The following is a 22,052-nucleotide window of genomic DNA, read 5'->3' on the forward strand; positions in this document are numbered from 1 at the left end:
GTTTATTTATCAGCTTTCAACCCGGGAAGCCTGCTGTTGAGCATTCCACTCCAGCGATAGCTGAGCCATATGGAATGCACCAAAAATCAGCACCATCAGGTTATCTTTCATCAAGTTATTGCTGACCATACGAATCTTCTTCTGCCAGACCAGCACCTCAAAACCATGCACAGCCAGAATAGAAGCTCCCAGCCAGGGAATCATCTGATTCAGCGGCGCCGGCCACTCCAGAGCAAACGTCGAGAGCACACCCAGCCAGAATACAGCGGTCAGCAGACGGGCAATAATCAGGGCGGTTTTTAACATGCCTTCGTTCCTTAGTTATTTTTTTTAAGAGCGTAGGGTCTGTTGACGTTTTGTGATCGCGCTCAGCTTTCCCGAGAGTTTTCAGGGCTAGGCACAGCGATGCAGGAATGCTTGTTGCCTTTCAAATCGCTGTAACGACGCCATGGAAGCTCTCGGGAAAGCCCTCCGGGTGAGGCTGGAAGCCGCCCCTCGCTGCGTCAGGCTTGCTTAATGTAGGGCAACTACGATTTTCACCAGCCTTTCTAACGATGAACGGCTTCCAGACTCACTGAGCCGCATCACAAAACGTCAACAGACCCTATCGGGAACTATACAGGCAGAGCGTTCACAGCCACAATGAAACAAATTGACCTCTGTTACTTTTGATTTATGCCTCAAACGATTTCTCCAGACGCCTCCTGCCTTTGCGGTTCCCAAAAGACCTATGCCGAATGCTGTCAGCCGTTTCATCATGGCTTTCACAACAAGGAAGCGCTGCCACAAACCGCCAAGCAGCTGATGCGCTCCCGCTACTGCGCCTGGGCGCTGGGAATGGTGGATTATATTTTTGATACCACCTGGCCCAAGCAGCAGGCCGGCCTAAGCCGCAAGGATCTTCAGGACTGGGCTGACCGTACCGCCTGGCAGGAGCTGATTATTGTCGATACCGCTGCCGGACAGGCGGGAGATAAAGAAGGTGAGGTGGAATTCAAGGCCCGCTTCCGCCTGCCGCCGGTCGAGAAGATCCACGAGCACCACGAACGCTCCCGCTTTGTTCACGAAGACGACAGATGGTTCTTTGTTGATCCCACCCTTCCTGTGCGTTCAGCGACGACTGTCGGCCGTAACGATCCCTGCCCGTGTGGCAGCGGCAAAAAATACAAGAAGTGCTGTGGCTAAAATGATTTTGTAACTATTTGAACTAGCCTCTAGCCAGGTCAGTTACAAAGAGTGCAAAAGAATGAAGCGGTTCGCCGTACTCACGATCATTTTCTTCGCTTCAACTTATATATGGGGAGGGTTGGTGAAGTCCGGCTCTCCGGGCTTCTGGGGCGGAGGGCTCCTGATTGGCTCTCTGAAAAACACCGGTGAATACGGATGCATTATTCCCAGCAAGGAAATTACGCTTTATACCGGCCACTACCACCGAGATTTGCAGAAAAGAAGAGCAACAGCAGATCTTTCAACCTACTCCCGAGATCTGTTTCGACGACTTTCAGAACAGGCTCAAACCCATGCGTCAGCCGAGCCTAACAACAAGGAAAGGCTGATATTATATTACGATCAAGCCTTTCCGTTAAATCCATTCCACAGGAATTCAACCAGCTACTGGGTTAAAGACTACCGCAACCTGGAAGGAGACTTTTCGCAAACCCGCACAGGAGCAACCCGCCAGAAGTTTGAGGAAGATGAACCTCCCCCCTGCAACGTCCACAAAGGTGTAGTCACCGGAAAAATTTATGGCGTCTCCCGCTGGGGCTGGAACAGGTCTGTCTGCACAATCTACCTTGAAGAAGAAAAAATCACCCAGATAGAAGTGTCTGTTCCAGAAACAATCGACACAACAACACATGGGATCGCCCTGAACACTTCAAAAGATGGGCCAAGTCTTACACCATCAATAAATTACTCCAGCTCCACCTACCAGAGAATAGAGAAGGATACGATTCACAAGCGCAAAGCCATCAATACCTATTCCGAGGAGGCTTGCCAGTTTGCCGAAGATGCCGCAATCACTGCAACACTCGTCACAATCAACTACTCCACAGATCTCTTGCCGAGTTGGAATATATATATGAGAAGGCTTAACGCTATAGAAGTTATGTCATCACACAAAAAAGAAGACTGAAGCGTTTTTATTTTTGTTAACTCACAAAACACCCTTGTATTTTTGAGTCTGCTTTAATGACTTTTATCAAAAAAAGCATCAGAAGTTGCCACACATCAACAAACCACTTCCCAAACAACAACAAAATCCAACATTCAGAAATCTCGATGTTTTGTGAAGTGCGACACAACGCTGACAAAACCTGAACGGACTCTGAACACAATCGACTTTTATCTGGACAGGCGTCCGGTCATTTTACACAGCCAGACTATCCCCTCGGATTCCCGCTTGCAGCTCCCCATGAGCTGACGCCTCTGGCTGCCCCTGTTTGACCTGAGAGTTCACTGTATGAGTATCAAAACCACGTCAACGGTCTGTCCGTTCTGCGGAACAGGCTGTGGCATCGGTCTGCGCACGGAGAACGGGCAACTGCTCGGTGTTGAGCCGATTCGCAACCACCCGGTCAGCAAAGGCCGCCTCTGCTCCAAGGGTTGGAACAGTGCCTACGGTGTTGAACGGCAGAACCGAATCACCACACCGCTGATCAAGGAAAACGGCGCCTTTCGCCCGGCCTCATGGGAAGAGGCTATTGAACTGATCCACGAGCAATTCAGCTATCACCTTGAAGAACACGGCCCAACCTCTGTAGGCGCCATCAGCTGTGCTCGTGCCACCAACGAAGATAATTACGCCATCCAAAAATTTACCCGGGTGGTATTGCAGACCAACAACATTGATCACTGTGCCCGTATCTGCCACAGCCCATCGGTAGCGGGCCTGGCCCGTACTGTGGGTGAAGGTGCAATGACTAACAGCATCGGCGATGTTTCCAAGGCCGATGTGGTTGTTGTGTTTGGCTGCGACCCGACCGAGAGCCACTGCATAATCGGCAGTGAAATTATTCAGGCCAAAGAGCGTGGCGCGCTGCTGATCGTCGTTGATCCACGTAAGACTCGTCTGGCCAAGATGGCGGATGTGCACCTGCAGCTGAAAGTGGGTTCCAACATCGCACTGGTCAACGGCCTGCTGAACATTATTTTTGCCAACGGCTGGGAAAACAAAGCCTTCCTGGAAGAGCACTGCCTCTACCTGGATCAGCTCAAGGCCAGCGTCGAAGAGTACACACTGGAAGAAGTCAGCAAGCGTACCGGTGTTCCAGCGGATCAGCTGATTCAGGCTGCTCGCATTTATAGCCATGCCCGTGCAGCGTTCCTGGCTTACGGTATGGGTGTGACTCAGTTCGTCAGCGGTACCAACAACGTTATCGCTATCTCCAACCTGGTACTGAGCTGCGGTCAGATTGGTCGTCCGGGCACCGGCATCAACCCGTTGCGTGGTCAGAACAATGTACAGGGCGCCTGCGATATGGGCGCACTGCCGGGTAATTACCCGGGCTACCAGTTCACCAATGATCCGGTCGCGCAGGAGAAATTCAGCAAGGCCTGGGGGTATCAGGTACCGACGCATCCGGGCATGACCTCTCTGGGTATGAACGAAGCGACTCTGCAGGGCCAGTTCCACGCCATGATGATCTTTGGCGAAGATCCGGTGGTCACCGACCCGGACCAGAACCAGGTGGCCAAGGTACTGAAAAAGCTGGACTTCCTGGTGGTGGTGGAAATGTCCATGACCGATACCGCCAGCTTTGCCGATGTGATTCTTCCGGCCGCCAGCTTTGCTGAAAAGCACGGTACCTTTACCAACTGCGAGCGTCGTGTACAGCGTGTGCGCAAGGCCATCGAACCATTGGGCGAATGTATGGCCGACTGGCAGATGATTGGTCACCTGGCCCGTCGCTTTGGTTACACCGGCTTTGACTGGGAAACCTCCGAAGAGGTCTTCAACGAACTCGCGGCCCTGATGCCCATCTACAGCGGCATGAGCTATCCGCGTATAGAGCAGCACGGTGGCCTCCAGTGGCCATGCAACGCTCATGCACCGGATGGCACGCCGATTCTGCACCGCAAGGGTTTCCCGAACGGCAAGGCGCGTCTGATCCCGCTGCACCATCTGCCGCCGGCTGAAACTCCGGATGCTGACTTCCCGTACTACCTGACAACCATCCGTCTGCACTTCCATTACGGTTGTGGTTCGATGACCCGTAAGTCACCGATTCTGGAACGGGAAACCCCATCCGGCCTGCTGTTTATGAACGAGCAGGATGCCCGCAATCAGGGACTGTTTAACAACGCGCCCGTGGGTGTGCGCTCCCGTCGTGGTTATCTGGAAACCCGTGTCGTGTTCTCCGAGCAGATGCCTCCGGGTCTGGTGAGTATGCCGTACCACTTTGACGACATCCCATCCAACCAGCTGACCAACGATGCCCAGGATCCGGTTACCCGCATGCCGGAACTGAAAGCCTGTGCGATTCGGATTGAGCCTTTGGCACCAACCGCCCGCCCACGCTCGATCAAGGAACTCAGGGAACAGGGAGAGTGCGATGCCCACCTCTAATCTGCTGAACAATACCCGCGGGCAGGCTCTGCACGCTTACGAACTGGAGCGCCCGGAACACCTGCGCGACTGGCTGCAGAACCGTTACAAGGTCCTGCAACCGGTTCACGACCAGACCGGTAACGGCAGCTGGGAAGAAGTGCACGCCGGTGATGTTGTGCCATTTGATCCAGCCCTGCGCCCGGTGATGTCACCCAAGAGCCTGTTCTTTGCCGAGCGTGAACAGATGTTCACCTTTGATGGTGAAATGTTCCGCACCACCACACCAAAGACCGAACACCAGGTGCTGTTTGGTGTGAAGGCCTGTGACTTAATGGCGATCAGCTACCAGGATCATCACTTCCGTGATGACCCTTACTATCAGGCGCGCCGCAAAGACACTCTGCTGGTGGGTATCGACTGCTCTTCCCCTTGTGAAAACGGCTTCTGCTCCACGGTTGATGCCGGCCCACAGGTACATCAGCAGAATGCCGATCTGATCCTGACCCCGATGCCGAGCATCAACGGCCACAGCCATGGCTGGTGGCTGATCTGCACCAGCGATCACGGCGCTCAGGCTATCAACGGCATGGATCTGCCACCGGCTGACAGCCACTGGCGTTACTGGCGCGATATGAGCAACGAACACGCGCTGGCTGATTTCGCAGACGACACCTACATCATTAACGGCATCCAGCGTATCAACGCCCGTGCGGTGCCGGATGAAGTCTGGGACACCCTGGGTCACCAGTGCCTGAGCTGCTCCGGCTGCAGCCAGACCTGCCCGACCTGCAGCTGCTATGCAGTGCGTGATATCCCAAAAGACGGCGGCTTTGTGCGTGAACGTTTCCACGACTCCTGTCTGATGGTGGGTTTCCAGAAGGAAGCCAGCGGTGCCAACCCGACCGCACAGGCCGGCCGTCGTGTTGCCCGTTACTGGTATCACAAGTTCTCCAGCGACTTTAAAGCCGCCAACGGTCGTATTGGCTGCGTTGGCTGTGGCCGCTGCGATATCACCTGCCCTGGCGCGATCGGCGTGCACTCTGTGATGGAAAAAATTGCCCATGCTTGAAATGACCCCAACTGCCGTCCGCCTGATCGAACGTTACGATGACGGTGAAGACATCATCCACTTCACCTTTGAGCCTGTTTCTATCGAAGCTGGCCTGCCGGATGTGGCGGACCCTAAAAAAGTCAGCCCGGGCCAGTTCTTTATGCTGTCCGTACCTGGCAAAGGTGAAGCAGCCTTTACCTATGCCGCCACTCCGGATGAGCGCGGTCACTTCTGTGCCCTGATCCGCGAAGTTGGCCAACTGACCGAAAGTCTGTTTGACTGCAAGCCGGGAGACATCCTTGGTGCACGTGGTCCATTCGGTAAAGGCTGGCCAGAGTTTGGTCAGCGTAAGGTGCTGGTCATTGCCGGAGGCTGTGGTCTGGCACCGGTAGCTGCTGAAATTGATGCCCTGATCGCCAACAATGCGAATCCGGTCGTTTACTTCAGTGCCCGCAGCGAAGCCATGCTGGTGATGAAGAACGAGCGGGAACGCTGGCATGATGCCATCACTCTTTACGAAGCGGTGGATAATCAGGATGGCGCCAGCAAGACCTACCTGAAAGGTCGTGAGCTGATGACCAACCTGGACACCATCATGGCGGAACACGGTGGTTTTGATGAAGTGATCTGCTGTGGCCCGGAAGGGATGATGGAAGCGGTTTGTCACTACCTGACCGACCGGGGCTTCCCTGCTGATCATATCTGGTTGTCTCTTGAGCGTCGTATGCACTGCGGTGTTGGCCTGTGCGGCCACTGCTATGTCGCCCATGATCTGGTGTGCGTCGATGGCCCGACCTACCGCTGGGATCAGCTGGGTGAACTGGTGGTGAAAGAGAAGTTCGTACAACCGCCACGGGAACTGGCCAGCATGGGTCACGCTGAAGAAGTCAGTGACGGCTGCTGCTCATCCGAAGGTGGCGGCGGTTGCGGCTGCAGCGGTTTTTGATCGTAACGGTTCAAACTGTCCTGAATAAAATTTAACCTCAAGGAACAGCCCATGCGGCTGTTCCTGTTTATGGCTGCCTTGATCTCGCCCTTGCCTTTACCATTGCACTTAATGCGGCCAATCTGACACCGAAAAAAGATGACTGACACATTGACAATTGTCAGTATTTTCCGAAAGAACACATCATACAATCCCTACTAAAGTTTGCATCGTGCCCCGCGTTGCGTTTACGATGCACTAAAACAGGTCAAAAAAATCTTACTAGAAGTCACACGCGTGGCTGGCAACCAGGGAAAGGTTGTAGAACACCCAAAATATGTGCAGTGCCTGAACAGCTTCGGCCGTAAGCGACACTGGTCAGATATAAAACTATAACGAAACTGTCTTCCTGAACATCATCAGCGCCTGACGCCCGATGATGTGACCGACCCAATATTGCTGATAAAGCAGGGATTTCAGGAAGAATAATAACGAGCAGAAACGGGGGACTTTATGTCTTTTCTAAAAAAAGCATCCATGGCAGCCATTGGCGCCGGTATGGCGATTGCCGCCAGCTCCGCAAGTGCAGCGACTCCATCCCAGCAGTTTGTCACCATCGGCACCGGCGGTGTGACCGGCGTTTACTACCCAACAGGTGGTGCTATCTGTCGTCTGGTGAACAAGGGTCGTAAAGAGCACGGCGTACGTTGCTCCGTAGAGAGTACCGGCGGTTCCGTTTACAACCTAAACACCATCCGTGAAGGTGAAATGGATATGGGTATTGCCCAGTCCGACTGGCAGTTCCACGCATTCAACGGCACCAGCAAGTTTGAATCTCTTGGCGCCAACAAGGAACTGCGTGCTGTCTTCTCCGTTCACGCCGAGCCATTCACCGTTGTCGCCCGTAAGGATTCCGGCATCAAGTCTTTCTCTGATCTGAAAGGCAAGCGCGTTAACATCGGTAACCCGGGTTCCGGCCAGCGTGGTACCATGGAAGTGCTGATGGCAGCTTCCGGCATGACCACCGAAGACTTCAAACTGGCCACCGAGCTGAAAGCAGCTGAGCAGTCCAAAGCCCTGTGCGACAACAAGATCGATGCCATGGTTTACGTCGTTGGTCATCCAAACGGTTCCATCAAGGAAGCTACCACCTCCTGTGACACCACTCTGGTGAACGTGACTGGTGACGCTGTATCCAAACTGATCTCTGACAATCCTTACTACCGTGTTGCCTCCATCCCGGGCGGCATGTATCAGGGTAACGCTGACGACACCACCACCTTCGGTGTAGGTGCAACCTTCGTTTCTTCTACCAACACTTCTCCAGAAGTGATCTATCAGGTGGTTAAGGGCGTTTTCGAGAACTTCGATGACTTCCGCAAACTGCACCCTGCATTTGCCAACCTGAAGAAAGAAGAGATGGTAGCTGACGGCCTGTCCGCTCCGCTGCACGAAGGCGCCATGCGCTACTACAAGGAAGCTGGCCTGATCAAATAATGTCCGGCTCCGGTTCGGTCTGCTCTGCAGGCCGAACCAACTTCCCTCCGTGTTTTAGATCGCGCTTAACAGACCCAGAACCCACCGGCTCGTAACGGTCTGTCGATATGTAAACAGGATCGTTATCCGCGTTCTGTTTACCTGCTCAACCAGGTGAATGAGTATGTCCCATTCAATCAAGGAAGACTCCGCCGTGCTTCCCCGCGAGGATCAGGCATCTGCCGCGCAGAGCGCAGCTGATATTGTCAATGATGCCGACGCCGGAGCCCGTAACCCTCACGGCCTGGCAGGAAAAGTCCTTATCGCGACAGCACTGTGCTGGAGCTTGTTTCAGTTATGGTATGCCTCACCGCTGCCGTTTCTGTTCAATACCTTTATTCTTAACGACACCGAAGCCCGTGCCATCCATCTGGCATTTGCTGTTTTTCTGTCGTTTACCGCATTCCCGGCCCTGAAACGTTCCCCAAGGGATCGCATTCCGGTTCAGGACTGGATCTTCGCCCTCGCCGGAAGTTTCTGTGCCAGCTATCTCTATCTGTTTTATGCCGAGCTGGCCACACGACCAGGCGCACCTTCACAGTTTGATATTGTTGCTTCAGTCGCCGGTATTGTTCTGCTGCTGGAAGCCACCCGCCGGGCGCTGGGTCCACCCTTGATGGTGGTTGCCGCCACCTTCCTGCTATACACCTTCGCCGGTCCTTATATGCCGGAAGTGATTTCCCATAAAGGTTTCAGCCTGAACCGGGCCATGTCTCACTTCTGGCTGACGACAGAAGGCGTGTTTGGTGTGGCGCTGGGTGTTTCCACCGGCTTCGTGTTTTTGTTTGTGCTGTTTGGTGCACTGCTGGATAAGGCGGGAGCCGGACAATACTTTATCCGTCTGTCGTTCTCACTGCTTGGCCACCTTCGTGGCGGTCCGGCAAAAGCAGCGGTGGTCTCTTCCGGCCTGAGCGGCATTATTTCAGGCTCCAGTATCGCCAACGTGGTGACCACCGGCACCTTCACCATTCCACTGATGAAGCGTGTGGGCTTCTCGGCGCCGAAAGCCGGTGCGATCGAAGTTGCCGCATCGACCAACGGTCAGCTGACTCCGCCGATTATGGGCGCCGCAGCCTTCCTGATGGTGGAGTATGTTGGCATTCCTTATATCGAGGTGATCAAGCACGCAATACTGCCGGCGGCAATTTCCTACATTGCACTGTTCTACATCGTGCATCTGGAAGCGGTGAAAGCCAATATGCAGGGCATGCCCCGCGATCGCGAGCTGAGCCGGGCAGAATGGCTGCTGGTCTTTATTGGCGGCTTCCTGACCATGTGTCTGGTCGGTGCACTGGTGTACTTCGGTATTGGCTGGATCAAGGATGTGGCCGGTGACTCGTCACTGTATGTGATTGGTGCACTGGTGGCTGCGACCTATCTAGGTCTGCTCTGGCTGGCGGCACACTTCCCGGATCACCACGAAGATCACAATATCGACAGTGCTCCACGTATTCGTCGTACAGCATTAAGCGGCCTGCACTTCCTGCTGCCGGTTATTGTGCTGGTGTGGTGTATCGGTAAGGAAGGTATGTCCCCGGGGCTGTCAGCCTTCTGGGCCACTGTCTTTATGCTGATCATTATGATCACCCAGCATCCACTGCTGCGCCTCTTTAGTGGCAACAGCGATTTTGGTGCAGCCTTTGCCCACGGTGCACGGGAAATCTTTGAAGGCATGATCTCCGGTGCCCGAAATATGATCGGTATCGGCGTTGCGACTGCGGCGGCCGGTATTGTGGTGGGCACCGTGACCCTGACCGGTATTGGCCAGGTGATGGCAGAGTTTGTTGAGCTGATCTCCGGCGGCAACGTTCTGCTGATGCTGATCTTTACCGCTGTGATCAGTCTGATCCTGGGTATGGGTCTGCCAACAACCGCTAACTATATCGTGGTCTCCAGCCTGATGGCGCCGGTGATCGTCAGTCTGGGCGCAAGCCACGGCCTAATCGTACCGCTGATCGCCGTCCACCTGTTTGTGTTCTACTTCGGCATATTGGCAGATGACACACCTCCGGTAGGTCTGGCGGCCTATGCCGCTGCTGCCATCGCAAAAGGTGATCCAATCAAGACTGGTATCCAGGGCTTTACCTACGATATCCGGACCGCGGTTCTGCCCTTTATGTTCATCTTCAACACCCAGCTGCTGCTGATTGATATCGGCTCTATCTGGGAGCTGATGCTGACCACCTTCAGCGCTTTGGCGGCCATGCTGGTGTTTGCTGCGGCCACCCAGGGCTTCTGGCTAACCAAAACCAAATGGTACGAAACTGTTGGCCTGCTGGTGATCGCCTTTACCCTGTTCCGCCCGGGTTTCTGGTGGGATATGGCCTGGCCGGAATACCTTGAACATGCCGGCACAACAGTCGAGCAGCGGGTAATGGAAGTGAAGCCGGGTGAACGCCTGCGCATCCGGGTCGGCGGTGAAGACTTTACCGGCAAGCAGATAGAAAAGACTATTCTCCTGCCTGTTAGTGAAGGCGCAACCGGCAATGATCGCCTGTACGACATGGGTCTTGAGCTGCTTCAGGACGGTGACCGGATGGTTGTGGATAACATTGGCTTTGACAGCCCTGCTGAGAAGGCTGGTATCGATTTTGACTGGGAAATCATTCATATCGAAACCACCAACGAACGGCCACCTCGTCAGCTGATGTTTATCCCTGCGCTGCTGCTACTGGCCCTGCTGGCCTTTAATCAGAACCGCAGACGAAAGCGTGAACAGCTTTCCGGCTAACCTGCAAACAAGAGGCCCCGCATTTATGCGGAGCCTCTCTTTAGACAACTGCAATATCAATTCACTTCGGCAGCGGTAATATTCAGCCGGCACACACCTTTATCACCCTCAACCTGCAGAGTGGGCGAAATCACCACCGATTGCGACAACACACCCTGCCCCATCAGCAACCGATGTTCGTTCTGGTAAGTCTTACAGCGCCAGCTGGTGCCCACCTGAATCACATCGATGGCCACCCACTCACCCGGCAATACATCCAGCACCCCAATCCCGCCCTGAAAGACCCGTAGATTGGTTGTGGAACGATGATCGAGTGGATTCTTGTATACCAGGACATAACCGTACATTTCGTATTCCTGGATATTCTTCATATTCAGATAGACCTGACGGGGTTCCTGGGCCACGGCCAGATTGCCGGCAAACATAATACAAAGGACAAACCCGCAGAGGGTAAAAAGAAACGGGTGGCGCACTTCCCTGTTCATGGCAACTCCCTGACGTCTTTCTGCCACGTTTTACTTTGCCACCGGGACTGCACAACACCGGAGAATGGATTTTATGACAACCCCAATACAGCGGGCTTATCACTAATCTAGACAGCTTTTCTCACAGGTAAACCGACACCTCAGCGGCACTCTTATGGAGTACCGGCAAGCTGTTGTCTATACAGCAGTTTTTATCTTGCGCTCTGTTGGCACGGCGGTATCCTGAGCAAATACGCTTTGATATAACAACCGGTACAACAAGATGAGCATGATTGCCGTACGTCAGCATCAACATGGCGATATTGATCAACTGCATCCGGAGCAGGTTGATATTCCCCAGCCCGGCCCCGGTCAGGTTCTGATACGCCTGCACGCCGCCGGTGTTAACCCTGTCGATACCTATATTCGCGCCGGCACCAATGGCTACAGTGCTGCAATGCCCCACACACCGGGCCTTGATGGCGCCGGTATCATTGAAGCTTTAGGCGACGACCAGCATCATTTTCAAAAAGGCGACAGGGTTTATGTTGCTGGAACCATCACCGGCACATCAGCACAGTATGCGCTGGCCCGTATCGATCAGGTTCACCCACTGCCGGATAATGTCAGCTTTGAGCAGGGTGCCTGCCTGGGCATTCCCTGCGCCACAGCCTGGCGAGCCCTGTTCCAGCGTGGACAGGCCAAAGCGGGCGAGACAGTCCTGATTCATGGCGCCAGTGGTGCTGTTGGTCTGGCTGCTGTGCAACTGGCTTTGGCTGCGGGCCTAACCGTAATTGGCACAGCCGGCACCGAGCAGGGGCGGGAACTGATTCGCCAGCAGGGTGCTCATCTGGTGCTTGACCATCATGACGATACCCATCTGGAAGAGCTGTTGGCCTGGACACATGGCAAAGGCGTAAATCTGACTCTGGAAATGCTGGCCAATATCAACCTGGGCCATGACCTCAGTGCGCTGGCTTTTGGCGGTCGGGTGGTCGTGATTGGCAGCCGGGGAACGGTGACCATCAACCCTCGAGATTTGATGAAGCGTGATGCCAGTATCGTCGGTATGTCTCTGTTCAACGCCTCGGCAGACGAGATGAACTCTATCCACGCCGCCCTGTACGCGGCCCTTGCCAGCAAGACACTGCAGCCGGTCATCAGCAAAAGTTTCCCGCTGGGTCGTCTGGGAGAAGCTCACACCGCAGTGCTGGAGCCCGGTGCCCAGGGCAATATTGTTGTGACGATCGAATAGACCCGGCTCTATTTCTGCTCAAACAGCTCCAGCTGGGTCACGCTGTCCCTCGCCTTCAGATCATGAAGGCGAACCCCAGCTCCCAGCAGGCGCACTGTCTTTTCTCCCCGCTCCCAGGCCTTTTGCATCAACCGCCGATAAGGCTCCACCGCAAAAGGCTCCTTTTCACTCAATGCACACAGCTCTTCCATGGTGGTCTGGGTAAAATCGCCAAACTTCACCTTCACAAATCGTTTGGTGATCGCATATTCGTTGCGGATTTTCTGATAACGACCGGACAGTTCCTCCAGAAGCTCAGGCACCTGAGCCAGCACTGCATCTTCATCCGGAAGATCACTGTCAAAGGTATGTTCGACGGACAGCGACTTACGGCGATGGCTGGTTACCACTGGCCGGTTATCGATTCCCCGGGCCAGCTGATAGAGACGCTCACCAAAGCTGCCAAAGCGCTTATTGAGGCTGACCAGATCCCAGCTGCGTAGATCACTGCAGGTTTCTATGCCCAGCTTGGACATACGCTCAGCAGTCCGCTTCCCAACCCCGAACAACCGCTTGACCGGCAGCTCACGCACAAAATCATCAATCTCATCCGGGGTGATCACCTTTAACCCATCCGGCTTGTTCCAGTCGGAAGCGATCTTGGCCAGAAACTTGTTGGGAGCAACACCGGCGGAGACGGTAATACCAGTCAGCTCTTTGGCTCGCTGGCGGATCTCCCGGGCCATCAGGGTGGCGCTGCCACGGCAGTTATCGCTGTCAGTGACATCCAGAAAAGCTTCATCCAGGGAGAGCGGTTCGATCTGGTCGGTGTAATCAGCAAAAATGCTGTGCAGCTGCCGGGAAACCTCCCGGTACAACTCAAAGCGCGGCTTGATAATAATGAGCTGAGGGCAGATTCTCTGGGCATAGGCGGACGCCATGGCCGAACGCACACCATACTCACGCGCCTCGTAGTTACACGTAGCAATCACACCGCGCTTTTCGGGCGTACCACCTACCGCCACAGGAAACCCCTGCAACCTTGGATTTTCCCTTATTTCAACGGCTGCATAGAAACAGTCACAATCCACGTGAATGATCTTTCGCGATAACGACTGCTCTCGATCCGGCTGCGCGGGTGTCGCTTGTGGCGATGCTGACTGAGACGATTGGTGCGGCATAATTCCTGACCGTGACGCAGTGGATCCCTCAAAACTGTGTAAAGAATCATTCTACTCGACTCGCAAAGACAAAGCCCATGTGGCTTTTCCTGATCCGGCACCCAGTTCCGGACCACTTTCAATTCAACGATTTCGGACGCAAAAGGCACCTCCTTTTATGCGCTTAACTGTCTTTAACACACCGGTGCTTTGCTTACTGCTGGGCTGGCTCGCCAGATTGATGATGAAAATCTGCGGCTGGAAGATCGAAGGCCAGAGACCCTGCTGCCGCAGTTTCGTGATGGTCGCCGGTCCACATACCAGTAACTGGGACTTTGTGGTGTTTATGGCTGTTGCTCTGACCATGCGGGTACCACTGCACTGGCTGGGCAAAAGCTCCCTGTTCTGGGGGCCATTTGGCCCAATCATGCGCTATCTCGGTGGTATCCCGGTGAATCGTCAGCAGAAAAACAATCTGGTGGATAAGGCTGTAGCAGCTTTTAACTGCCACCAGCGCTTTGTGCTGGCCCTGTCTCCGGAAGGCACTCGCTCTACTGTCAGCAAGTGGAAAACCGGCTTCTGGCATATTGCCAACCAGGCCAAGGTTCCGGTGATCCCGGGCTATGCGGATTTCTCCCGCAAGGTGGCTGGCATAGGTCCGATTTACCGACTGACCGGCAATAAAGACAAGGATATCGCCAATCTGCAGGCGTTTTTTGCTCCCTTCCGTGGCTGCCGCCAGGAAGAACAGTCCCGTCTGGTCACTAATACCCCGGCTGACCTGCCCTGATCGACCTTCAGGCTATAGTGCTTACATACCATTGCCACACCATTGTATGGGCCGGACGGAGTTTCGGCTGGCTAACCCAGGGATGTAAGCACTATGGAAAACCATATCATCGTTGCCGAAGACCATCCGCTCTTCCGCGCAGCCCTGCAGACCGCTCTGCAACAAGCCCTCAATACTCCTGAAGTCACCGAAGCCGACACCATTGCTGCCCTGCAGGGTGCACTGGAATCCGATGCCAATCCCGATCTGGTGCTTCTGGATCTCAATATGCCCGGCGCCCACGGCTTCTCAGGCCTGCTGTATGTGGTTGGCCAACACCCAAAAGTACCGGTTGTGGTGATTTCCGCTCAGGACGATGAAGCGGTGATTCGCAAAGCTATCAATTATGGTGCCTCCGGCTTTATTCCCAAATCCTCATCCATGGACGTGATCAAGAGCGCGATTCAGGGGATTATCAATGGTGAAAAGTGGATTCCCGACAATGTCGATATGTCCAAAGAAGCCGGGCAGGAAAAGAGTGAGATTGAAGAGAAGATCGCAACCCTTACCCCTCAGCAGTTCCGGGTACTGGGCATGATCAGTGAGGGGATGCTGAACAAGCAGATTGCCTGGGAACTGAACATCTCCGAAGCCACCATCAAGGCCCATGTTACCGCCATCTTCCGCAAGCTGGGCGTACGCAGCCGCACCCAGGCCGTTATTGCCCTGCAACAACTGGAGCTGGAAGGATCGGATAACAGCCAGAACAATCAGCAGCCGCCCATTTCCAACAGCTGAAGCTCTGCTCATCACTGACATTCAGTGATACTATGCCTCAAAACAGGGATCGTCATCCTGGGGTCTGTGGACGTTTGGTGATGGGATCCCCACAATAAAGACCGGGGCCATCCATGACACCAGCAATGATCCTGAACCACGCCAGATTCACCACCCTGCCCCTATTGCTCGCATTATTCATAGCAACCCTGCTGCCAAGCATTGCTCAGGCCAAATGGTCCTACAGCACCTTTCAGAGCGGCTCACTCACGCACTGGATCGCTGCGTCCGACAGCAATCGGGACCGACAACTGGAACTCTTCTGTAGCCGTCAGGACAAATTTGCCTCACTCGCCCTGTATGTTCCTGAACAGCGATTCAGCAAAAGAGAGCCTATTGAGATTTTCGTTCGCATCGACAAGCAGAAAAACTGGAAGCTCACAGGGTTTCGCCACGCCATGGCGGTAATCGCCCCGGACACCCCGCAGGAACTTATCAGGCAACTGGCCAAAGGCAATAAGGTGCTGGTGACTTACGAAACCTCCGAGAAGGAAAAGGAATCCTTCCATTTCCCTCTGAACGGTTCAGCCAATGCGCTTTACTCGCTGCAGCAGAAGTGCCATTTCTAGGATTTAGTACTCTCCTCATCTACGGCAGCACTATCGTCCGGCAATACCAGGCAGGGCTCTATAGAGCCACTACCGCCTGAAAGAATCTCTCTGGGCTCCCCGCTATAACAGGCTGAGCCCCTCTTCTGAATATCCGGCTGCAGGATACTGCCTTCGGCGTTCACTGAGGCGTTGGCGTAAGAGGCCACCCGCAGCAGTAGATCCTCCTCCACAGTCAAACCCAACAGGTCCGCAGAGCCTTTCTTAACAATGGCATTCAAAACAGACACCTTGCCCGTCACCTTAACCTCGCCAAAGCCGTTGACGACCAGACGCAGCCGACTGGCAGGATGCTCATTTAGATTGATATTCACATTGGCAAGAGCATTTAACTGAAAGGATTCCAGCGCCGGCAGAGTCAGGGTACCTTTCACCAGCTCATAGGCTTCCAGTGCCTGTTGAGTGGTAAAGGTAAGTTCCTGCTTACTACCGAGTTCCGGGGTAATACGGGAGATAATATTACTCTCGCCGGAGAAGTGCAGAGAAGGCACAGCGTCTGGATTCACTACAACATCCAGCTCCATCGGCAAGTCCAGAACTACCTTCCGGGACAGATCGCCATCAGGTAAAGGCACCGTCAGTTCACTGATCTCCCGATTCCCCACAACCGGCCCCTGCCGGTAACTGAGTGCTGGCTGACTTTCTTCAACGATCTGCTTTGGTATTCGGAAGGAGCCAGAAAAGCCGGAGCTATCCAGCATCTCATCCATCATCTTCCGAATCTGACCAAAATCCAAAAGCGAACGAACGCGGTATACCGTCCAACGACTCTCAGTGGCTTCAGCCACTGCGGCCCCAACGACAGAACCCATTGCCAGAGAGCAGACCACAGCACCGGCCTTTAAACTCGAAAAACTACGCAACCCCATAAACCAACCTCCCCGTTACATCTGTTGATTCCGGCCTGAGCCGATAACACACAGAGAAAAAGCTGCACAGGATCATAGTCCAAATACAGAGCTTCGCAGTTGGGCTAAACAGTCTGGGGAATCATCAGGGAATGATGGAAGGCTCAGCAACGTGTACTGACAGTAGAAAGGAAATCAGAAATAACAGATACAAAAAAACCGCAATGAAGCGGCCTGTTTCGTTTTGAGCATAAATTTTAAATTGGTAGCGGGGGCCGGATTTGAACCGACGACCTTCGGGTTATGAGCCCGACGAGCTACCAGGCTGCTCCACCCCGCACCGAAAACACACTGCACACACATTATTCAGGGAAGATTGAACCTGAATATTGGTAGCGGGAGCCGGATTTGAACCGACGACCTTCGGGTTATGAGCCCGACGAGCTACCAGGCTGCTCCATCCCGCACCGAAAACACTGCAACAAAATTTCAAAGCCTTGGTCACTTTGAAATTGGTAGCGGGGGCCGGATTTGAACCGACGACCTTCGGGTTATGAGCCCGACGAGCTACCAGGCTGCTCCACCCCGCACCGAAAACACACTACACACATTATTCAGGGAAGGTTAAACCTGAATATTGGTAGCGGGAGCCGGATTTGAACCGACGACCTTCGGGTTATGAGCCCGACGAGCTACCAGGCTGCTCCATCCCGCACCGAAAACACTGCAACTGAACTTTAAAGCCTTGGTCACTTTAAAGTTGGTAGCGGGGGCCGGATTTGAACCGACGACCTTCGGGTTATGAGCCCGACGAGCTACCAGGCTGCTCCACCCCGCACCAGTACAGTTTTACTTCTTCTCTCTTACTTCAAACACTGAGCCTTCAATATTTAAAGTTGGTAGCGGGAGCCGGATTTGAACCGACGACCTTCGGGTTATGAGCCCGACGAGCTACCAGGCTGCTCCATCCCGCACCAGAGAAGAGCTGCGCATTATAAGAACCAAAGTTTATAAGTCAATGAATTTAAAAATTTTCCTGAGCTTATGCCCTGTTATAAACCAGCTTTCTGATGCGCCTGACTCCCAGCTGGGATACCAGCATTCCGGTCAGCATAAGCAGGCAACCGACCATGGCCTGAGCCGACAGCACCTCATTCAGGAACAGGTATCCGGCAATCACTGCAAATACCGTTTCCAGACTCAAAATAATGGAAGCATGGGCAGCAGGTGTTTTCTTCTGGCCGATGATCTGCAGCGTGTAGGCGACACCCGTCGAGAGTATGCCGACATAAAGAAGAGGCCAGAGGGTCAGCTCAATCTGCTCATAAGTCAGTGTTTCAGTCACTCCGGCCACACCAAAACTCAGCAGCGAACAGGTAAGAAACTGGATAAAGGCCAGCGCAATCACATTATGGCGCTGCGCCAGCCGATCAATCAGCAAAAGATGAATAGCCCAGAACAGAGAACAGGCGATCATCATATAGTCGCCAATATTTACGGCCACATGATCACCCAGTGTTAGCATTGCCAGCCCGGGCAGGGCAATAGTAATACCCAGCCAGGTATCGCGATTAGTCTGACTGCCCAGCAGCAGACTTAACAAAGGAACAATGACTATATAAAGGCCGGTAATAAAAGCTGCCTTACCTGCCGTCGTATAAACCAGTCCGGCCTGCTGAAGCCCTGCTGCAAACATCAGCGTAACACCCATAGCTATACCGCCAAGCCAGGTTCCCCGATAAAACACCGCCCCCTTCTTGTATTGAACCCATAACAGAGGCAACAGAGCGACACTGCCAATCAGAAAACGTACGGCATTAAATCCCCAGGGCTCCATATGGTCCATGCCAATACGCTGGGCCACAAACGCAGTTCCCCAGATCAATGCGGCAAGCATCAGGAGACCGTCGGCTAGAAAGGTACGCTGGTTCATTGTTTTACTTCTTTATGGACGCTTTATTGTTCTTCGGACTGGTGAGTACCAGTTCACGGCATGTTACCGAGCGGCACCGATAGCGGCAATCCACTTTCTGTCGATTTACGGCTGCTGCCGGATTTTTGCGACTCTAATGCCTTCTATGTGGGAGCGGGGATACAAAACCTCTCTAGGGTCTGTTGACGTTTTGTGATCGCGCTCAGCTTTCCCGAGAGTTTTCAGGGCTAGGCGCAGCGATGCAGGAATACTGGTGGTCTTTCAAATCGCTGCAACGACGCCATGGAAGCTCTCGGGAAAGCCCTTCGGGTGAGGCTGGAAGCCGCCCCTCGCTGCGTCAGGCTTGCTTAATGTAGGGCAACTACGATTTTCACAAGCCTTTCTAACGATGAGCGGCTTCCAGTCTCACTGAGCCGCATCACAAAACGTCAACAGACCCTAACAAAAAGCCGCCGCAGACAGAACCTGCGGAGGCTTTATTTGTCGGGATCAGTAAGGGATTACCAACCCTTTACAGCACCGCCTTTAAACAAGTCACGTGCCGTCTGTTCAACGGTTTCACTCTGGTAAGCAGCAACCAGCTGAGCAATACGAGGGTCATCCTTGTTATCCACCCGTGCCACAATCAGATTCACATAAGGAGACTGCTTGTCTTCAACCAGCAGAGCCTTGTCCAGAGTCAGACCAGCCGGTACCGCGTAGGTGTTGTTTACAAAGGCCAGATCCACATCCGGCAGAGAACGTGGCAGCTGAGCGGCATCCAGTTCAATGAATTCCAGATCCTTCGGATTCTCAACAATATTCTGAGGGGTTGCTTCCAGATTGCCAGCGTCGTCCAGCTTGATCAGACCGGTGTTGTGCAGCAGGATCAAAGTACGACCTTCGTTGCTTGGGTCATTAGGAATAGCGATCTTTGCACCATCTTTCAGGTTTTCCAGACTGTCGAGCTTATCGGAGAAAGCGGCAATCGGGTAAACAAAGGTATTGCCAACGGCAGCCAGCTGAAAACCACGGTCGTTAATCATGCTGTCCAGATAAGGCTTATGCTGGAAAGCGTTCACATCGATACTGCCATCCGACAGCGCCACATTTGGCGTGATGTAATCCTGAAACTCCACCAGCTCAATTTCCAGACCATTGTCAGCTTTCGCCTTGGCAACAGCCGCTTTCATAACATCGGTTTCCGGCCCGGAAATCACCCCGACTTTCAGTGGACCGGTTGGCTCCACCTTGGCCGAGGCGGCCTCTTCACTGCTGCCGCAACCGGCCAGCACCAGAGCACTGGCAGCCAGTGCTGCACCAATCCATTTTTTCAAGCCTGCTACAGGTCCCATACTTCTCTCCTGCGTTCACTTATGTGAAGTGTTATCGATTTCTTTTATTTATGCTCGAAATGAGCCTGCAGTTTTTCGCCCGCAGATTGAATCAGCTGAACCAGAAGGATCAGCACCGCCACTGTTACCAGCATAATGACCCCATCAAAACGCTGATAACCATAACGAATTCCCAGGTCACCCAGACCACCGCCACCAATGGCACCGGCCATGGCAGAGTAGCTGACCAGTGTCACCAGTGTCAGGGTTAAACCATTGATCAGCCCCGGCAGAGCTTCCGGCAGCATTACCCGGGAGATAATCTGCAGCGGCGTCGCGCCCATTGACTGCGCCGCCTCCACCAGCCCGGAAGAGACCTCATTCAAAGCACCTTCGGCAATACGGGCCACAAACGGAATACTGGCCAGAGCCAAAGGCACTATGGCGGCCGTGGTGCCGATAGAGGTACCGGCAATCAGACGGGTCAGCGGAATAATCGCCACCATCAGAATAATAAACGGCACGGAACGGGTAGCGTTCACCACAATACCCAGCAGCTGATTCAAAACCTTGCGCTCAAGAATCTGGCCAGGACGGGTCACATGCAGCAACACACCTAGAGGAATCCCCAGCAGCGCACTGACCAGACCGGAAACAATCACCATATAGAGGGTTTCCAGTAGGGATTCCCCAAGAAGTACCCATGCATCAGCAGACATAACCGGCTACCTCCACCTGCAGTTTGTGATCCTGTAAAAAGCTTTGCGCCTGTTTGACCGCCTGCGGCTCTCCCAACGCTTCCACCATCAAAAAGCCCATGGGCTTGCCATGGACGGTTTCGATATCCGCCTGCAGGATGCTGAAGTCCACACCAAACTTGCGGGATGCCTGGGTAATAAGAGGCTGGGCAACAGCCTGACCGACAAAGGCAATCTGCAAAACCGGACGACTGCCGTCCTGTGGTTCGGCAGAGAGGCTTTGCCCCAGATCAGAAACTGGCTTGGCATGAATAGCAGCACGAACAAACTCCCGGGCCAGCTCTGTTTTTGGCGCCAGGAAGAAGGATTCCACATCATTCTCCTCAATCACCCGGCCCTGACTCAGTATCGCCACCCGATCACAAATGGATTTCACCACATCCATTTCATGGGTAATCAGCAGAATGGTCAGCCCCAGTTTCTGGTTGATATCTTTCAACAGATTGAGAATGGACACTGTGGTTTGTGGATCCAGTGCGGATGTCGCTTCATCACAGAGCAACACCTTCGGATTGCTGGCCAATGCGCGGGCAATTGCAACCCGCTGCTTCTGACCACCGGATAGCTGGCTCGGATAGTTGTCTTTCTTATCCTGTAAGCCCACCAATTCCAGTAAGGGCAGAACCTTGCGATCAATCGCCGCTCTGGATTCACCGGCCAGTTCCAGTGGCAAAGCGATATTGCCAAACACGGTACGGCTGGCCAGCAGGTTAAAGTGCTGGAAGATCATTCCTGTTTGACGGCGAGCTTCACGCAAACCTGCTGCATCCAGCGCCATCAGGTCACGACCACCAACAGTCACACTTCCGGATGTAGGCACTTCCAGCAGATTGGCACAGCGAATCAGCGTACTCTTTCCGGCACCACTGGAACCAATCACACCATAGATACAGCCTTCAGGCACAGAGAGAGAAATATCAGCCAGCGCTGCAACCGGCCCGGAAGGTCCCTGAAAGGTTTTACAGATATTTTTGAATTCGATCATTGCAGCTCCGCAGACATCACAACATGACGGATTTCTATTCTTGGGTCGTTATTGCAGATCAGATTGGAGATAAGACAAGGCCTACACCGAAACTGATTCAGTCAGACGCGGACAGGTTACAATGGATGCGGGTACGCCAGGAGAGGATATCGAAGGAGTACACTGCCTTGCAGTGGTTCGACAAAGTGGATAGACGTCCACTATCTCTTTAGCGGTATTTATTAAGCGCCCGCAAGCCGAAGTAACAAATCAGCGCCTGACCGAAGACTACGTTTTTACGACAGATAGTGTCAACCCGATTCAAATAAGTATAAACACCTATAAACCAATATCCCGTCCGGCCCGCTCCAT

At 53.7% G+C, this 22,052-nt stretch carries 19 protein-coding genes, 6 tRNA genes and 1 riboswitch; of the genes, 11 read left to right on the forward strand and 14 right to left on the reverse strand.

All coding sequences use genetic code 11. The features are described from left to right. Window positions 1-9: 9 nt before the first annotated feature. Complete coding sequence (locus tag EHSB41UT_RS21885; protein WP_087112993.1) at window positions 10-306, reverse strand: DUF1145 domain-containing protein; 297 nt, start codon at window positions 304-306, stop codon at window positions 10-12. Between the two features lie 369 nt (window positions 307-675). On the opposite strand from EHSB41UT_RS21885, the gene EHSB41UT_RS21890 reads away from it, so the two are divergent. The 7 genes from EHSB41UT_RS21890 to EHSB41UT_RS21920 all read left to right on the forward strand — a co-directional run bounded on the left by EHSB41UT_RS21890 (window position 676) and on the right by EHSB41UT_RS21920 (window position 10,792). Then, window positions 676-1,185, forward strand: coding sequence for a YchJ family protein (locus EHSB41UT_RS21890; protein ID WP_087112994.1), 510 nt, complete (start codon window positions 676-678; stop codon window positions 1,183-1,185). A 61-nt stretch (window positions 1,186-1,246) separates the two neighbouring features. Beyond that, on the forward strand, window positions 1,247-2,134 hold the full coding sequence (locus EHSB41UT_RS21895) for a hypothetical protein (protein ID WP_087112995.1): 888 nt from the start codon (window positions 1,247-1,249) through the stop codon (window positions 2,132-2,134). A 327-nt stretch (window positions 2,135-2,461) separates the two neighbouring features. Beyond that, window positions 2,462-4,567, forward strand: a complete 2,106-nt coding sequence (gene fdhF / locus EHSB41UT_RS21900) for a formate dehydrogenase subunit alpha (protein WP_087112996.1) — start codon at window positions 2,462-2,464, stop codon at window positions 4,565-4,567. Next, window positions 4,554-5,618: a 4Fe-4S dicluster domain-containing protein gene (locus EHSB41UT_RS21905; RefSeq protein ID WP_087112997.1), complete on the forward strand. Its 1,065-nt coding sequence runs from the start codon at window positions 4,554-4,556 to the stop codon at window positions 5,616-5,618. Before fdhF ends, EHSB41UT_RS21905 begins: the two co-directional genes overlap by 14 nt. Continuing rightward, a complete protein-coding gene (locus EHSB41UT_RS21910; protein ID WP_087112998.1) occupies window positions 5,611-6,546 on the forward strand; it encodes an iron-sulfur cluster-binding protein in 936 nt (311 codons plus the stop codon). The genes EHSB41UT_RS21905 and EHSB41UT_RS21910 overlap by 8 nt, the downstream gene beginning before the upstream one ends. A gap of 492 nt (window positions 6,547-7,038) precedes the next feature. Then, window positions 7,039-8,022 (forward strand): TAXI family TRAP transporter solute-binding subunit, encoded by a 984-nt coding sequence (locus tag EHSB41UT_RS21915; RefSeq protein ID WP_087112999.1) that lies wholly within the window; start codon window positions 7,039-7,041, stop codon window positions 8,020-8,022. A 163-nt stretch (window positions 8,023-8,185) separates the two neighbouring features. Further along, a complete protein-coding gene (locus EHSB41UT_RS21920; RefSeq protein ID WP_087113000.1) occupies window positions 8,186-10,792 on the forward strand; it encodes a TRAP transporter permease in 2,607 nt (868 codons plus the stop codon). Between the two features lie 56 nt (window positions 10,793-10,848). Here the strand turns inward: EHSB41UT_RS21920 and EHSB41UT_RS21925 are convergent, their stop codons facing one another. Further along, on the reverse strand, window positions 10,849-11,277 hold the full coding sequence (locus EHSB41UT_RS21925) for a hypothetical protein (protein ID WP_087113001.1): 429 nt from the start codon (window positions 11,275-11,277) through the stop codon (window positions 10,849-10,851). 262 nt (window positions 11,278-11,539) lie between these two features. Here EHSB41UT_RS21925 and EHSB41UT_RS21930 point away from each other — a divergent pair, with 262 nt between their 5' ends. Next, window positions 11,540-12,511, forward strand: coding sequence for an NADPH:quinone reductase (locus EHSB41UT_RS21930; protein ID WP_207626726.1), 972 nt, complete (start codon window positions 11,540-11,542; stop codon window positions 12,509-12,511). 8 nt (window positions 12,512-12,519) lie between these two features. Here EHSB41UT_RS21930 and dinB read toward each other — a convergent pair whose 3' ends face one another. Further along, window positions 12,520-13,671: a DNA polymerase IV gene (dinB, locus tag EHSB41UT_RS21935; RefSeq protein ID WP_087113002.1), complete on the reverse strand. Its 1,152-nt coding sequence runs from the start codon at window positions 13,669-13,671 to the stop codon at window positions 12,520-12,522. Window positions 13,672-13,828: 157 nt separating this feature from the next. On the opposite strand from dinB, the gene EHSB41UT_RS21940 reads away from it, so the two are divergent. The 3 genes from EHSB41UT_RS21940 to EHSB41UT_RS21950 all read left to right on the forward strand — a co-directional run bounded on the left by EHSB41UT_RS21940 (window position 13,829) and on the right by EHSB41UT_RS21950 (window position 15,825). Next, the gene (locus tag EHSB41UT_RS21940; protein WP_087113003.1) at window positions 13,829-14,440 is read left to right on the forward strand and encodes a lysophospholipid acyltransferase family protein; all 612 of its coding nucleotides are present in this window, start codon (window positions 13,829-13,831) and stop codon (window positions 14,438-14,440) included. Between the two features lie 93 nt (window positions 14,441-14,533). Then, window positions 14,534-15,217 carry a response regulator transcription factor gene (locus tag EHSB41UT_RS21945; RefSeq protein ID WP_087113004.1) on the forward strand — a complete coding sequence of 228 codons (684 nt, stop codon included), beginning with the start codon at window positions 14,534-14,536 and terminating at the stop codon, window positions 15,215-15,217. Between the two features lie 113 nt (window positions 15,218-15,330). Further along, the gene (locus tag EHSB41UT_RS21950) at window positions 15,331-15,825 is read left to right on the forward strand and encodes a hypothetical protein (RefSeq protein ID WP_087113005.1); all 495 of its coding nucleotides are present in this window, start codon (window positions 15,331-15,333) and stop codon (window positions 15,823-15,825) included. Here the strand turns inward: EHSB41UT_RS21950 and EHSB41UT_RS21955 are convergent. The 11 genes from EHSB41UT_RS21955 to EHSB41UT_RS22005 all read right to left on the reverse strand — a co-directional run bounded on the left by EHSB41UT_RS21955 (window position 15,822) and on the right by EHSB41UT_RS22005 (window position 21,701). Then, complete coding sequence (locus EHSB41UT_RS21955; RefSeq protein WP_087113006.1) at window positions 15,822-16,733, reverse strand: GIN domain-containing protein; 912 nt, start codon at window positions 16,731-16,733, stop codon at window positions 15,822-15,824. The genes EHSB41UT_RS21950 and EHSB41UT_RS21955 overlap by 4 nt on opposite strands. A 242-nt stretch (window positions 16,734-16,975) precedes the next feature. Continuing rightward, window positions 16,976-17,052: transfer RNA gene (locus EHSB41UT_RS21960), tRNA-Met, on the reverse strand. Window positions 17,053-17,102: 50 nt separating this feature from the next. Further along, window positions 17,103-17,179, reverse strand: a tRNA-Met gene (locus EHSB41UT_RS21965). 46 nt (window positions 17,180-17,225) lie between these two features. Next, window positions 17,226-17,302 (reverse strand) — tRNA-Met (locus EHSB41UT_RS21970). Window positions 17,303-17,350: 48 nt separating this feature from the next. After that, window positions 17,351-17,427: transfer RNA gene (locus EHSB41UT_RS21975), tRNA-Met, on the reverse strand. A gap of 46 nt (window positions 17,428-17,473) precedes the next feature. Continuing rightward, window positions 17,474-17,550: transfer RNA gene (locus tag EHSB41UT_RS21980), tRNA-Met, on the reverse strand. A gap of 59 nt (window positions 17,551-17,609) precedes the next feature. Then, a tRNA-Met gene (locus EHSB41UT_RS21985) sits at window positions 17,610-17,686 on the reverse strand. 68 nt (window positions 17,687-17,754) lie between these two features. Further along, window positions 17,755-18,645 carry a DMT family transporter gene (locus EHSB41UT_RS21990; RefSeq protein ID WP_087113007.1) on the reverse strand — a complete coding sequence of 297 codons (891 nt, stop codon included), beginning with the start codon at window positions 18,643-18,645 and terminating at the stop codon, window positions 17,755-17,757. Between the two features lie 500 nt (window positions 18,646-19,145). Next, window positions 19,146-19,979: a MetQ/NlpA family ABC transporter substrate-binding protein gene (locus EHSB41UT_RS21995; protein WP_087113008.1), complete on the reverse strand. Its 834-nt coding sequence runs from the start codon at window positions 19,977-19,979 to the stop codon at window positions 19,146-19,148. A 44-nt stretch (window positions 19,980-20,023) separates the two neighbouring features. Continuing rightward, window positions 20,024-20,677: a methionine ABC transporter permease gene (locus tag EHSB41UT_RS22000; RefSeq protein WP_087113009.1), complete on the reverse strand. Its 654-nt coding sequence runs from the start codon at window positions 20,675-20,677 to the stop codon at window positions 20,024-20,026. Then, window positions 20,667-21,701 carry a methionine ABC transporter ATP-binding protein gene (locus EHSB41UT_RS22005; RefSeq protein WP_087113010.1) on the reverse strand — a complete coding sequence of 345 codons (1,035 nt, stop codon included), beginning with the start codon at window positions 21,699-21,701 and terminating at the stop codon, window positions 20,667-20,669. Before EHSB41UT_RS22005 ends, EHSB41UT_RS22000 begins: the two co-directional genes overlap by 11 nt. A gap of 187 nt (window positions 21,702-21,888) precedes the next feature. After that, window positions 21,889-21,967: riboswitch (SAM riboswitch) on the reverse strand. Window positions 21,968-22,052 lie beyond the last annotated feature (85 nt).

The sequence above is a fragment of the Parendozoicomonas haliclonae genome (assembly GCF_900174585.1).
GTDB classification, from domain to species: Bacteria; Pseudomonadota; Gammaproteobacteria; order Pseudomonadales; family Endozoicomonadaceae; genus Sansalvadorimonas; species Sansalvadorimonas haliclonae.